Annotated in this window: 13 protein-coding genes; 8 read left to right on the top strand and 5 right to left on the bottom strand. The window is 68.8% G+C overall.

The window, feature by feature from the left end; genetic code table 11:
• Positions 1–54: 54 nt before the first annotated feature.
• The 5 genes from IJ15_RS0106280 to mptB all read right to left on the bottom strand — a co-directional run bounded on the left by IJ15_RS0106280 (position 55) and on the right by mptB (position 6,182).
• Positions 55–1,029, bottom strand: coding sequence for a COX15/CtaA family protein (locus tag IJ15_RS0106280; RefSeq protein ID WP_031937493.1), 975 nt, complete (start codon positions 1,027–1,029; stop codon positions 55–57).
• A gap of 56 nt (positions 1,030–1,085) precedes the next feature.
• Positions 1,086–2,663, bottom strand: coding sequence for a hypothetical protein (locus IJ15_RS0106275; RefSeq protein ID WP_031937492.1), 1,578 nt, complete (start codon positions 2,661–2,663; stop codon positions 1,086–1,088).
• 68 nt (positions 2,664–2,731) lie between these two features.
• Positions 2,732–3,529: an ABC transporter permease gene (locus IJ15_RS0106270; RefSeq protein ID WP_031937491.1), complete on the bottom strand. Its 798-nt coding sequence runs from the start codon at positions 3,527–3,529 to the stop codon at positions 2,732–2,734.
• Positions 3,526–4,434, bottom strand: coding sequence for an ABC transporter ATP-binding protein (locus IJ15_RS0106265; protein ID WP_031937490.1), 909 nt, complete (start codon positions 4,432–4,434; stop codon positions 3,526–3,528). Before IJ15_RS0106265 ends, IJ15_RS0106270 begins: the two co-directional genes overlap by 4 nt.
• Positions 4,435–4,493: 59 nt before the next feature.
• Positions 4,494–6,182, bottom strand: coding sequence for a polyprenol phosphomannose-dependent alpha 1,6 mannosyltransferase MptB (mptB, locus tag IJ15_RS0106260; protein ID WP_051918574.1), 1,689 nt, complete (start codon positions 6,180–6,182; stop codon positions 4,494–4,496).
• A 222-nt stretch (positions 6,183–6,404) separates the two neighbouring features.
• Between mptB and IJ15_RS0106255 the strand changes: the two genes are divergently transcribed.
• The 8 genes from IJ15_RS0106255 (at position 6,405) to IJ15_RS0106220 (ending at position 13,353) form a co-directional block, all read left to right on the top strand.
• Entirely contained in the window at positions 6,405–7,085 is a 681-nt protein-coding gene (locus IJ15_RS0106255) for a helix-turn-helix transcriptional regulator (protein WP_231569439.1), read from the top strand.
• 62 nt (positions 7,086–7,147) lie between these two features.
• Positions 7,148–8,593 (top strand): Fe-S cluster assembly protein SufB, encoded by a 1,446-nt coding sequence (gene sufB, locus IJ15_RS0106250; RefSeq protein WP_031937487.1) that lies wholly within the window; start codon positions 7,148–7,150, stop codon positions 8,591–8,593.
• Positions 8,593–9,795, top strand: coding sequence for a Fe-S cluster assembly protein SufD (gene sufD, locus IJ15_RS0106245; RefSeq protein WP_031937486.1), 1,203 nt, complete (start codon positions 8,593–8,595; stop codon positions 9,793–9,795). Before sufB ends, sufD begins: the two co-directional genes overlap by 1 nt.
• A 54-nt stretch (positions 9,796–9,849) precedes the next feature.
• Entirely contained in the window at positions 9,850–10,641 is a 792-nt protein-coding gene (gene sufC / locus IJ15_RS0106240) for a Fe-S cluster assembly ATPase SufC (RefSeq protein WP_031937485.1), read from the top strand.
• 5 nt (positions 10,642–10,646) lie between these two features.
• Positions 10,647–11,909 (top strand): cysteine desulfurase, encoded by a 1,263-nt coding sequence (locus IJ15_RS0106235; protein WP_031937484.1) that lies wholly within the window; start codon positions 10,647–10,649, stop codon positions 11,907–11,909.
• Between the two features lies 1 nt (position 11,910).
• On the top strand, positions 11,911–12,450 hold the full coding sequence (gene sufU, locus IJ15_RS0106230; RefSeq protein ID WP_031937483.1) for a Fe-S cluster assembly sulfur transfer protein SufU: 540 nt from the start codon (positions 11,911–11,913) through the stop codon (positions 12,448–12,450).
• Positions 12,447–12,857: a metal-sulfur cluster assembly factor gene (locus IJ15_RS0106225; RefSeq protein WP_031937482.1), complete on the top strand. Its 411-nt coding sequence runs from the start codon at positions 12,447–12,449 to the stop codon at positions 12,855–12,857. The genes sufU and IJ15_RS0106225 overlap by 4 nt, the downstream gene beginning before the upstream one ends.
• Positions 12,858–12,861: 4 nt before the next feature.
• Complete coding sequence (locus IJ15_RS0106220; protein ID WP_031937481.1) at positions 12,862–13,353, top strand: DUF1990 family protein; 492 nt, start codon at positions 12,862–12,864, stop codon at positions 13,351–13,353.
• Positions 13,354–13,391 lie beyond the last annotated feature (38 nt).

The following is a 13,391-nucleotide window of genomic DNA, read 5'->3' as shown; positions in this document are numbered from 1 at the left end:
GGCCCTGCACAACGTGCAGGACCCCGGCCTTCGTCGTTCGTGGGTGAGCTCGGGTCAGGCCGACGCGACGGGTTCCGCGTCGGCGCGGTCGGCGATCGGCTCGCGGATCCGGCCTGCCGCGTACAGGGCGGCGGTCGCAGCGGTGCAGGCGCCGGCGAATGCCACATGGATCGTCACGAGAACGGCCGGCACGTGCGTCCAGAACTGCACCAGTCCGATGCCTGCCTGCGCGACGACCAACCCGATCACGACCTTCAGCCGCAGCTTCACCGCGGCGCTCGCACCGATCGCGTACAGGGCGAACCCGAGGCCGACGAGCAGTGCGAGGTAGGCGACGAGCAACTCGGCATGCAGGTGCACCAGGTTGGTGATGTCGAGATCGAGGCGTTCGACGGTGCGCTCCGGGTTCTTGTCACCGGCGTGCGGACCGGCTCCGGTCACCATCGTGCCCGCGACCAGGGTGCCCGCCAGCGCGACCCCGGAGAGTGCGGTCAGCCAGCGCAACTGCTTGGGCAGCACGAACTTCTCGACGCCGTCGTCCGGCTGGTCGATCTTGTGGTAGAGGATCACGGACACCCACACCATGCCCATCGACACCAGCATGTGCACCGCGACGGTCCACCACAGCAGCCCGGTCAGCACGGTGATGCCGCCGATGACCGCCTGCGCCACCGTGGACAGCGGCATCAGCCAGGCGTAGAAGAGCACCTCGCGGCGGCGCGCGGCGCGGGTCACGGCGATCACCGCAGCCGCGGCGGTCGCGACCACCAGGAACGTCAGCAGGCGGTTGCCGAACTCGACGGCCTGATGGAACCACGGCGCGGTCGAATCACCCGTGGGGACGAAGCTGCCCGGATGGCACTGCGGCCAGGTGGTGCAGCCGAGACCCGACGCGGTCACCCGGACCACCGATCCGGTGACCGCGATGCCGCCCTGCGTCACGATCACCGCGAGCGCGATCCACTTCTGGACCGCAAGCGACGGCAGCGGAAGACGGTTGACCAGGTTCACAAAGCCGCGATACAGCACAGGACGATGGTAGAGGGCCGTCCACTACGTGATGTAGTTGGCCCCGACCGCGGAGGTCACGACCCGGACGATCCGCCCGAGCCCCCGGTGCCGGGATCGACCGACACGATCCCCGAGATCGTGCCCTGCATGTACCGGCCGTCGTCGGTGATCAGCGCCGACATCTGCAGGGTGTCCCCGAGCAGGGTGCCGGTGACGGTCCTGGTGGTCTTGACCGCGCCTGTCTCGGGATCGAGCACGGCGAACGCGAAGCCGTCGAGCGGTGTGGTCGTGTCCAGCCCCTCGCGGACCATCGTGTAGATGTTCCCGTCGGCCGTGGACAGGTGCGGCACCGCGGAGCTCCGGACCTGGTTCTGCCACACGGTGGTGCAGCCCTCGCCGTCGCCGTCGACGTCGACCCGGGTCATGCCGCCGCGGAACGGAGCCGATGCGGGAACCGCCTCGCCGGCACCGGCCGGGACCGTCGGGTACGGGTAGCCGTAGGTGCTCGCGACGAACACCGAGCGGCCGACGGCGATGGGGGAGTTCTCGCTGCCGCTGCCCGACCCCACGGAGCCGCCGACGCTCCCGGAGAGGCTGCCGCCCGAACCGTCGGCGCTGCCCGTGCTGCCCGACAGGCTGCCGCCGTCGGTGCCCGGGGGCAGGACCGGCTCCTTGCACACCTCTTCACCGGTGGCCGAGCGGTACACCAGCAGATTCACCTGGCCGTCGGCGTTGTCGACGATCGTCAGGTACTCGGAGCCGGTGACGGGGCCGAAGTACGTGGGTGTCGACCCCGTGCCCCAGCTGAGCTGTCCGGGTTTACGGGCCGATCCGCGGTCGTACTCCTGGCGCCAATCGATCTGCGGCTGCGCGTCGGGGCCCGCACTGAGCTGGTAGGTGGCGTGCGTCGTGGCGACGGCCGTGCCGCCCTCCGACGTCGAGATGCTGTTCTGCACCTGCTCCCCGGTGGGCAGCGGGACCGTTCGGGCGTCGCCGTCGCCGTCGACGGTGCCGACGATCCCGCCGCCCGTCGCGAACCACACGTTCCCGGCCCAGTCGGGTGCGAGTCCGGTGACGTTGTCGCCGTCGGGGATGTCCGAGGTCAGGTCGGTACTGGAGTCGATGCTCAGCGTCCACTTCCCGTCGACCTGCGCGTGACCGATCCGCAGCAGGTGACGGGAGCCGTCGACCACCACGAGGCGGTCGTCCGAATCGAGGTAGGCGTACACGCCGCCGAGGAGACTGCCCTTGGTGAGCTGGAGTTGAGCGAGCGTGCCGCCGACGGGGAAGGTCGAGGCGGCGGGATCGAGGAGATGGACGGTCGGGTTCTGACCGATCATCGTGGTGCACAGGGCCACGACCAGCCCGTCGGATCCCTGCAGCAGCGTCGGGCAGGCCGAGGCTAGCGGGTACTGCGCGATCGAGACCGCGCCGGTGCCCGGACCGGCGAGCCGCGTCGCATCCGACGATCCGGCGTCCCCGTGCATCGTCGAGGTCCCGTCGGGGCCCAGATACGGGTTGGCCGGTGCGAGCGGACCCCATCCGGTGGCCGCGTCCGCGGTCAACGGAGACAGTGCCAGGGCGAGCGCGCCGCACGCGGCGATCGAGGTTCGACGGAGTCCGATCATGAGGGTGGCAGTCACGAGGGACATTCTGGTACTGAACGGTCGGTCGCGGGGGCGTTTCGCCCGACACGGGACGAACGTGCGAATGGTGCGTGTCAGGTGAACTTGAAGGTGCGGGTCGCGACGATGCCGGCGACCGTCGCCCACGCCGCCAGTACCGCCACACACATGATGTTGATGCTGCCGGCGGTGGCATCCTCGAGGGCCTGCGCGAGGGCGCCCGACGGGACCAACTGTGCGACGATCCGAACTCCGTCGTTGAGCTGATCGGCGAAGATGATGCTGCCGATGCCGGCCATCGCGAACCACAGGATGTTGGCCAGCGCGAGCACGATCTCGGCGCGGAGCGTGCCGCCGAGCAGCAGTCCCAACGCCGCGAAGGTGACGGTCCCGAGCGCGATCACGACCGCTCCGAGTGCGAGACCGAGGATGCTGGGCCGCCAGCCGAGCGCAAATGCGATCCCGCCCAACAGCACCGTCTGCATCGCGACGACGATCACGACCGCGGCGCTCTTGCCGGCGATGATGCCCCAGCGTGGCAGGGGAGTGGCGCCGAGCCGTTTCAGGGCGCCGTAGCGACGGTCGAAGCCGACGGCGATGGCCTGCCCGGTGAACGCCGTCGACATGATCGCGACCATCATCACCGCCGGGACGACGGTGTCGACCCGGTCGCTGCCGAAGTCGCCGATGGGGAGCAGCGTCAGACCGATCAGGAGCGTGATCGGGATGAACATGGTGAGGAGCAACTGCTCACCGTTGCGCAGCAGCAGCGTCAGTTCGAGCCGCGTCTGCGCGGCGAGCATGCGGGCCGCCGGCGCCGGCTGGGGGCGCGGGGTGAACGTGCCGTCGGCGAAACGGTTGTCGGCCAGGCGGTCGTGGTTCGTCACGGTCATCCCCTAATGTCCCGTCCGGTGAGTTCGAGGAAGACGTCCTCGAGTCGGCGCTGGTCCACGCGGAGTTCCGTGGCGAGAGCGTCCTGTCCGGCGCACCACGACGTCACCGCTGCGACGACGTGCGGATCGATGGTGCCGCGCACCACGTAGTTGCCGGGCGTGCGCTCGAGGGCCTGGTATTCGGTGGGCAGCACGGCTCGCAGCCGCGCGAGGTCGAGTCCGGGCGGCGCGACGAGGCTCAGTTGGCCCTCGGCGCCGGTGCGGGTGACCTCCGACGGTGTCCCGGACGCGACGATCTGCCCGTGGTCGATGATCACGAGTTCGTCGGCGAGCTCCTCGGCCTCGTCCATCAGGTGTGTGGTCAGCAGGACGCTGACGCCGTCGCGGCGCAGCGCGTCGATCAGTTCCCACACCAGCAGTCGGGCCTGGGCGTCCAGGCCCGCGGTGGGTTCGTCGAGGAACACCAGCTCGGGACGTCCGACGAGCGCGCAGGCGAGCGCGAGGCGCTGTTGCTGGCCACCCGACAGTCGCCGGTACGGCGTCCGGCGAGCGTCCTGCAGTCCGAGGCTGCGCAGCAGCCATTCGGGATCGAGCGGGTCGGCCGAGTAGGACGCCACGAGGTCGAGCATCTCGCCGGCCTTGGAACCCGGGTAGGCGCCGCCGCCCTGGAGCATGACGCCGATCCGCGGGCGCAGGGCGGCCGAGTCGGCGATGGGGTCGAGACCGAGGACCCGCACCGATCCCTCATCGGGGGAGACGAAGCCCTCGCACATCTCGACGGTCGTGGTCTTGCCGGCGCCGTTGGGGCCGAGCAGGGCCAGCACCTGCGCGGACTCGAGGGTGAGGTCCAGACCGTCGACTGCGCGCAGGTCGCCGAACGATTTGACGACACCGTCGAGTCGCACGGCGGGCTCGCCCCTTGTGGACGTCGTGTTCGACGCTCTGACAATCACGAGGAACCAGCCTAGGCCCTGACCGGTTCGATCCGGTCCGGTGGTCCGGCGGGGGCCCGCCACAGCAGTTGGTTCCGGGTCAGGACGATCAGCGCGATGCTCGTGACCGCCGTCGCGATCGCGGCCTGGACGATCATGAACGGCTCGTATTCGGCCCCGTTCGGCATCAGGATCACGCTGACGAACGCCGAGAACGCGATCGCGGGTATCCGGAAGATGGGCCGGGTCGCCCACGCGGCGAGCGGGATCACGGCCCACAGCAGGTACCACGGCTGCACGACCGGGAAGAGGAGGACGATCGCGCCCAGCGAGACGCCGAGTGCGCCCACCGGGTGGATGCGTCCGACGAGGACGGCGAGGAGCATGCGCAGTGCGATGAACGCGGCGACGAGCGACGCGATCGGGCGGGTCAGGCTGAGCACGGCGGTGGTGTGATCGCCGAGGCCGAGGAGGACGCCGGCGAGGCCGGTGCCCAGCCCCAGCAGCGTCGGGATCGACATCCAGCTGCGTACCTCGGTCGCGGTGCCGAGGGTCTGCGTCCAGCCCATCCCGAGTCCGCTCGCGACGCTGACGAAGACGGTCACGGCGACGGTCACCGCACCGAGGAGGAGCGCGGCCGACGCGAGTGCCTTGAGATTGCCGCCCCATCGCCGGGCCAGCGCCATGCCGACGAAACCGAGGGCCAGGAGCGACGGAATCTTGATCGTCGACGACAACACGATCAGTGTCGCGCCGGCGATCAGCAGCAGTAGTACCTGTCCCCGGATCGGGTGCACGCTGGCGATCGCGCGCAGGGCCAGTTCGACACCGGCCAGCATCAGCCCGATCATGAGGGCCTCGTTGTGGATGCCGGCGACGAGGTGGAACAGCACCAGGGGGTTCGCCGCGCCCAGCCACAGCGCGCTCACCGCGGACACGCCGCAGCGTCGGGCGAGGCGGGGCAACGCCCACACGATCAGCGCCACACCGGCGAGCGCGAGGACGCGGTGCAGGAAGATCCCGGCGACGATGTTGTCGCCGGTCAGTGAGGTGATTCCGCGGCCCATCCAGAGGAACAGCGGACCGTACGGCGCGGGTGTCTCCCGCCAGATGTTCGGCACGGTCCGGGTGAGGACGTGGTCGACGCCGAGCGCGCCGGCGGGTCCGATCTCGTACGGGTCGAGGCCGCGGGCGGTGATCTCGCTCTGTGCGAGGTACGAGTACACGTCGCGGCTGAACATCGGCGGTGCGACAGTGAGGGGAATCACCCACAGCAGGAGGGTGCGATCGAGTTGGGACCGGCTCAGCTGACGGGGGGCGCGGCCGCCTCGGAGGCTGCCGACCGCGAATCGGCCCAACAGCAGCCAGGCGAGCACCACCATGACGGTGCCCGTCATCGCCATGCTCAGGGTCGCGCTCGGCATGCGCGCCGGCAGGCCGAGCAGTCGCAGGCCCTGGACGGGGTTCTGGAGTACGGGTTGCGCTCCCGCACCCAGTGCGCCGACGGCCATGAGGACCGCACCGGTCGCGCCGAAGAGGCGGATGTAGTGCAGTTGACGGTTCTCGCGGGCGTCGAGGCCTGGCGCTTCCGGTTCGTCGCCGTGGAGGGCGTCGCCTACCGACGCCCGGGGCGAGTGCCCGTCGATCCCGAGCGCACGCTTGACGAAGGCCGTCGCCCGCTCGGCCCGAGATCGGGCCGGGGCGTCCGACTCGTTGTCCATCTCGGTGTGCGGCACACGGTGCAGCGTAGCGGGGCGGGTGAGGTGCTCCGGTCGCGGCGGATCGGGAACCCACCCGGAAGGGTGTGTCGACGATCACGCAGGTAACCCTTCGTGGACCGCGGGATCTAATTCCGTCACACTGGTGTTGTGAAATCGGAAGCGGCTCGACGCCCCAGTGGAGAAAGCGCAGCTCACGCGACTGCGTCGTCCTCTGCTGGGTCCGTGGTGTCCGTCGCCGGTGCGCACGAAGGACACACCCGCGCCGCGGTCGTCCGATTGCTCGTCGAGGAGGGTCCCATCTCGGCCACCGACATCGGCGCCCGGCTCGGCCTCAGTGCGGCCGGGGTCCGGCGGCACCTGGACGCGCTCATCGACGCGGGTGAGGCCCAGGCAGCGAGTGCGGCCAGCTGGCGGCAGCGTGGGCGCGGTCGTCCGGCGAAACTGTTCCAGATCACCGCGGCCGGTCGAGGCAAGCTCGGCCACACGTACGACGATCTCGCCGGTGCCGCGATGCGGCAGCTGCGGGAGATCGGCGGCGACGCGGCCATCGAGGACTTCGCCCGACGTCGGGTGCAGTCCATCGTCGGCGCCGTCACTCCGGTGACCGCGGACAAGCCGGAGGAGGTCGAGTCCACCGCAGAGGAGATCGCGGAGGCATTCACCTCGGCCGGGTTCGCGGCCTCGATCCGCCCGGTCGGGAACGGGGTGCAGATCTGCCAGCACCATTGCCCGGTCTCGCACGTGGCCGAGGAGTTCCCCGAGCTGTGCGAGGCGGAGCAGGCCGCGTTCGCCGCGTTGCTCGGCCGGCACGTGCAGCAGTTGGCGACCATCGCCAACGGGGACTGCGCCTGCACCACCCATGTCCCGCTCGCGTTACCCCGCACGACCGAAACGACCGAATAGTTGTTCTCGCTGCCGGTGACCAGCTCTCATCGGTACGTACCAAGACTCCGGAAGGAGCTCGCATGACCGTCACATCAGACCAGGTGACACCTGAGGCGCCGCTCACGCAGGAAGAGACGATCGCCTCCCTGGGCAGCTACGACTACGGCTGGTCGGACTCCGACGTCGCCGGTGCCAGTGCGCAACGAGGGCTGTCCGAGGCTGTCGTGCGGGACATCTCCGCGAAGAAGAGCGAGCCCGAGTGGATGCTGGACATCCGCCTCAAGGCGCTCAAGACCTTCGGTAAGAAGCCGATGCCACACTGGGGTTCGAACCTCGACGGGATCGATTTCGACAACATCAAGTACTTCGTGCGTTCGAGCGAGAAGCAGGCGGAGAGCTGGGAAGACCTGCCCGAGGACATCAAGAACACGTACGACAAGCTGGGCATCCCGGAGGCGGAGAAGCAGCGTCTGGTCGCCGGTGTCGCCGCGCAGTACGAGTCCGAGGTCGTCTACCACTCGATCCGTGAGGATCTCGAGGCGCAGGGCGTCATCTTCCTCGACACGGACACCGGTCTGCGTGAGCACCCGGAGATCTTCCAGGAGTACTTCGGCTCGGTCATCCCCGCCGGCGACAACAAGTTCTCGGCCCTGAACACCGCCGTCTGGTCCGGTGGCTCGTTCATCTACGTTCCGCCGAACGTCAAGGTCGACATCCCGCTGCAGGCCTACTTCCGGATCAACACCGAGAACATGGGCCAGTTCGAGCGGACGCTGATCATCGTCGACGAGGGCGCCTCGGTGCACTACGTCGAGGGCTGCACGGCTCCGATCTACAAGTCCGACTCGCTGCACTCCGCGGTCGTCGAGATCATCGTGAAGAAGGGCGGCCACTGCCGCTACACGACCATCCAGAACTGGTCGAACAACGTCTACAACCTGGTGACCAAGCGCACCAAGGTCGAGGCGGGCGGCTCGATGGAGTGGATCGACGGCAACATCGGTTCCAAGGTCACGATGAAGTACCCGGCCGTGTGGATGATGGGCGAGCACGCCCGCGGTGAGGTGCTGTCCGTGGCGTTCGCCGGTGAGGGCCAGCACCAGGACACCGGTGCGAAGATGCTGCACCTGGCACCGCACACGACGTCCAACATCGTGAGCAAGTCGGTGGCCCGCGGCGGCGGCCGGTCCTCGTACCGCGGCCTGGTCCAGATCAACAAGGGTGCGCACGGCGCGAAGTCGAACGTCGAGTGCGACGCGCTTCTGGTGGACCAGATCAGCCGCTCCGACACCTACCCCTACGTCGACATCCGTGAGGACGACGTGACGGTGGGCCACGAGGCGACGGTGTCGAAGGTCAGTGACGACCAGTTGTTCTACCTCATGAGCCGCGGTCTGAGCGAGGACGAGGCAATGGCCATGGTGGTGCGAGGGTTCGTCGAGCCCATCGCCAAGGAGCTGCCGATGGAATACGCCCTCGAGCTCAACCGCCTGATCGAACTGCAGATGGAAGGGGCCGTGGGTTAGTGGCCAGCGCAAGTGAGACGACCGGTGTGAAGGCAGCGGTCGCCGCGGAGAACGTGGCTCCGGCCACCAACAAGGGTGAGGTCTTCGCCTCGTTCGACGTGAATGCGTTCGAGATCCCTGCCGGACGGGACGAGGCGTGGCGGTTCACCCCGCTGCGTCGACTGCGGGGCCTGCACGACGGCACCGCTGCCGCGGACGGGGCACGGGGAACCGCGAAGATCGAGGTCACCGGCGGAGACGTCACCGTCGAGACCGTCGGACGTGACGACGCTCGCCTCGGGCAGGGCGGCGTCCCGTTCGACCGTGTCGCCGCACAGGCGTACTCGGCGTTCGAGTCGGCGACGGTGGTGACGGTGGGTCGCGAGGTCGAGGTGGCCGAGCCGATCAACATCGTCGTCACCGGCCCCGGTGAGGGCAAGGTGGCCTTCGGTCACCTGCAGATCCGGCTGGAGACGTTCGCCAAGGCGACGATCGTGCTCGACCAGAAGGGCAGCGGAACCTACGCGGAGAACGTCGAGTTCGTGCTCGGCGACGGCTCGTCGCTCCGGATCGTCGCGGTCCAGGACTGGGCGGACGACGCCGTGCACGCGGCGGCGCACCACGCGCTGCTCGGCCGCGACGCGGTGCTGCGGCACACCTCGGTGAGCCTGGGCGGCGACCTCGTCCGCATCACGCCGACGATCAAGTACGCGGGCCCCGGCGGCGACGCCGAGATGCTCGGCCTGTACTTCGCCGACGCCGGTCAGCACTTCGAGCACCGCCTGCTGGTGGACCACTCGCAGCCGCACTGCAAGTCGAATGTCGTGTACAAGGGTGCGCTGCAGGGTGCCCCGGACTCCGGCAAGCCCGACGCGCACACCGTGTGGATCGGTGACGTGCTGATCCGTGCCGAGGCCGAGGGCACCGACACGTACGAGATGAACCGCAACCTGGTGCTCACCGACGGCGCCCGCGCCGACTCCGTGCCGAACCTCGAGATCGAGACCGGCGAGATCGTCGGCGCCGGCCACGCCAGCACCACCGGCCGGTTCGACGACGAGCAGCTGTTCTACCTGCGCGCCCGGGGCATTCCGGAGGCCCAGGCCAGGCGCCTGGTCGTTCGCGGGTTCTTCCACGAGATCATCAACCGCATCGCCGTTCCGGAGGTGCGCGAGCGCCTCGAGGCCGCGGTCGAGGCCGAACTCGCCGCCGTCGGCGTCTGATCCGGTCAGCCGCCTACCCACCGATACTTCGCCGATACCCTTCTAGGAAATCGAATGTCTGCACCTGAAAACTCGGTTCTCGAAATCAAGGACCTGCACGTCAACGTCGCCAACTCGGACGAGAACGCCGAGCCGATCAACATCCTCAAGGGTGTGAATCTCACGATCCGCTCGGGCGAGACGCACGCCATCATGGGCCCCAACGGTTCCGGCAAGTCCACCCTGTCGTACGCGATCGCCGGCCACCCCAAGTACGAGGTGACCTCCGGTTCGATCACCCTCGACGGTGAGAACGTCCTCGAGATGAGCGTGGACGAGCGCGCCCGCGCCGGTCTGTTCCTGGCCATGCAGTACCCGGTCGAGGTGCCCGGCGTGTCGATGTCGAACTTCCTGCGCACCGCCGCCACCGCGGTCCGTGGCGAGGCCCCCAAGCTGCGCCACTGGGTCAAGGAGGTCAAGGAGGCGATGAGCGAGCTCGAGATCGATCCGACCTTCGGCGAGCGCAGCGTCAACGAGGGCTTCTCCGGTGGCGAGAAGAAGCGCCACGAGATCCTGCAGCTGGGCCTGCTCGAGCCGAAGATCGCGATTCTCGACGAGACCGACTCGGGCCTCGACGTCGACGCCCTGCGCGTCGTCTCCGAGGGTGTCAACCGCTACCAGGAGCGCCGCAACGGTGGCGTCCTGCTGATCACGCACTACACGCGGATCCTGCGCTACATCAAGCCCGAGTTCGTGCACGTGTTCGTGAACGGCCAGATCGTCGAGTCCGGTGGCGCCGAACTCGCCGACGAACTCGAGGCCAACGGCTACGTGCGCTTCACGCAGGCTGCCGGGGCAGGAGCGTAGATCCGATGACCACCACCGCGGCTGCGCTGGACGTCACCAGGATCCGGGAAGACTTCCCGATCCTGGGTCGTACCGTGCGCGACGGAAAGCCCTTGGTGTACCTGGACTCCGGTGCCACGGCGCAGCGTCCGGTCCAGGTGCTCGACGCCGAGCGGCACTTCCTCACCACGTGCAACGCTGCGGTGCATCGTGGTGCGCACCAGTTGGCCGAGGAGGCCACCGACGCGTACGAGGGTGCCCGGTCCGATATCGCGTCGTTCGTCGGCGTGGATGCCGACGAGTTGGTGTTCACCAAGAACGCGACCGAGTCACTCAACCTGGTGGCGCACGCGTTCGGCGACGACCGGTTCTCCCGGGTCGTCGGCCCGGGCGACGAGATCGTCGTCACCGAACTCGAGCATCACGCGAATCTCGTTCCGTGGCAGGAGATCGCGCGCCGCACGGGTGCCACCCTGCGCTGGTACGGCATCACCGACGACGGTCGCATCGACCTGGACTCGCTCGAGCTGACCGAGCGGGTCAAGGTCGTCGCGTTCACCCACCAGTCGAACGTGACGGGTGCGATCTCGCCGGTGGCCGAGCTGGTCCGCCGGGCGCGGGCCGTCGGTGCGCTGACGGTGCTCGACGCCTGCCAGTCGGTACCGCACCTCGCCGTCGACTTCCGTGCGCTCGACGTCGATTTCGCGGCGTTCTCGGGGCACAAGATGCTCGGTCCGTCCGGCGTCGGTGTCCTCTACGGGAAGCGTGCGCTGCTGGCGTCGATGCCGCCGTTCATCACGGGTGGTTCGATGATCGAGACCGTGACGATGGAGGGCAGCACCTACGCGGCCCCGCCGCAGCGGTTCGAGGCCGGTGTGCCGATGACCTCGCAGGTCGTCGGCCTCGGCGCGGCTGTGAAGTACCTCGAGAATGTCGGTATGGAGGCGATCGCGGCACACGAGCATCAGCTCGTCGCCGCGGCGCTCGAGGGCCTCGCGTCGATCCCCGGCGTCCGCATCGTGGGCCCCACCGACGGCGTCGATCGCGGCTCCGCCGTGTCGTTCCTCGTCGACGGGATCCACGCCCACGACCTGGGGCAGGTCCTCGACGACGACGGTGTGGCCGTGCGTGTCGGACATCATTGCGCGTGGCCGATGCACCAGCGGCTGGGCATCGCCGCGACCGCGCGGGCGTCGTTCGCGCTGTACAACACCCTCGACGAGGTCGATGCGCTGATCGCCGGTATCCGGCGCGCGCAGGACTTCTTCGGTGTCGGCGGAGGAGTGTGACGTGCGTCTGGAGCAGATGTACCAGGAAGTGATCCTGGACCACTACAAGCACCCACTCGGGCGTGGGCTGCGTGAACCGTTCGGCGCCGAGGTGCACCATGTGAACCCGACGTGCGGCGACGAGATCACGCTGCGGGCGCAGTTGTCGGAGGGCGAGGACGGCCGGCTCGTCGTCGCGGACGTCTCCTACGACGGCCAGGGCTGCTCGATCAGCCAGGCCTCGACGTCGGTGCTGTTCGACCAGATCGTGGGCATGCCCCTCGACGAGGCGCTGCGCACCGTCGACGCGTTCAACGAGATGGTGAGCAGTCGCGGCACCGTCGAGGGCGACGAGGACGTGCTCGGTGACGGCATCGCGTTCAGCGGGGTGTCGAAGTACCCGGCGCGCGTGAAGTGTGCGCTGCTGGGATGGATGGCTTTCAAGGACGCCGTTGTTCGTATCGTTGACGAAACGTCGGTCGACGAAGCATCAGGCGACGTCGACCCAGTCGACGGCAATCCCGAAGACGACCTTGCTCGAAGCGGAGGACAGACATCATGACCGAGACCCAGGCCGAGCAGGCCCAGCCGGAGGACACGGCGACGACCGAGGCCGACAGCGCCGAGTACGGTGCGGCGTTCACCCCGGAGCGCCTCGACGAACTCGAGGAGGCGATGCGTGACGTCGTCGACCCCGAGCTCGGAATCAACGTCGTCGACCTCGGACTCGTCTACGACTTCAAGGCCGTCGACGAGGCCGGGTTGGACATCGTGCAGCTCGACATGACGCTGACGTCGGCGGCGTGCCCGCTGACCGATGTCATCGAGGAGCAGTCGAAGCGGGCGCTGGTGAACAGTGGACTGTGCGACGAGCTGCGGATCAACTGGGTCTGGATGCCGCCGTGGGGTCCGGACAAGATCACCGAGGACGGTCGCGAGCAGCTGCGCGCTCTCGGATTCACGGTCTAGCGGATTGGCCCGGGATTCCCGGGTACTGACCTACCTCGAGGTCGGTGCCACCGCCGGAGAACTGCCGGCCGGCTACCGACACGTGCGGGAATCGATCGCCATCGGACGCGGCGAGGATGTCTTCCTCGCCGCGTCCGACGCGTTGATGCGGTGGGACGTCCACCGTCGTGCGGGGCTGCGGGTGCGGGCCGAGTCTGCGACGGCCGTACCGGGCGCCACCGTGGAATTGCGTTGGTGCGGCTTCCCGATCCCGTGCCGGGTGATCTACGTGCTCGCCGAACCCGATCGCCGCGGCTTCGCCTACGGCACCCTGACCGGGCATCCGGAATCGGGGGAGGAACTGTTCGCCGTCGAACGCCGCCCCGACGATTCGGTGCACGCGACGATCACCGCGTTCTCCCGGCCGGGCCGCTGGTTCACACGGCTGGGCGACCCGGTCGCGCGCGTCGTCCAGCGCCACATGACCCGGCGCTATCTGCGGGCGCTCGCCGGCTGACACTCACGCCCGCCACCACCCGCGACGGCTCTGCTCGG

The organism is Prescottella defluvii (assembly GCF_000738775.1).
GTDB classification, from domain to species: Bacteria; Actinomycetota; Actinomycetes; order Mycobacteriales; family Mycobacteriaceae; genus Prescottella; species Prescottella defluvii.
Note: the sequence above shows the minus strand (reverse complement) of the source record. Positions and strands in the feature narration are given on the sequence as shown.

Excerpts from the sequence above, each read along its gene's own strand:
- IJ15_RS0106275 (WP_031937492.1), bottom strand. The coding sequence starts at position 2,663 with ATGTCCCTCGTGACTGCCACCCTCATGATCGGACTCCGTCGAACCTCG.
- IJ15_RS0106270 (WP_031937491.1), bottom strand. The coding sequence starts at position 3,529 with ATGACCGTGACGAACCACGACCGCCTGGCCGACAACCGTTTCGCCGAC.
- mptB (WP_051918574.1), bottom strand. The coding sequence starts at position 6,182 with ATGGACAACGAGTCGGACGCCCCGGCCCGATCTCGGGCCGAGCGGGCG.
- sufB (WP_031937487.1), top strand. The coding sequence starts at position 7,148 with ATGACCGTCACATCAGACCAGGTGACACCTGAGGCGCCGCTCACGCAG.
- sufC (WP_031937485.1), top strand. The coding sequence starts at position 9,850 with ATGTCTGCACCTGAAAACTCGGTTCTCGAAATCAAGGACCTGCACGTC.
- IJ15_RS0106235 (WP_031937484.1), top strand. The coding sequence starts at position 10,647 with ATGACCACCACCGCGGCTGCGCTGGACGTCACCAGGATCCGGGAAGAC.
- IJ15_RS0106225 (WP_031937482.1), top strand. The coding sequence starts at position 12,447 with ATGACCGAGACCCAGGCCGAGCAGGCCCAGCCGGAGGACACGGCGACG.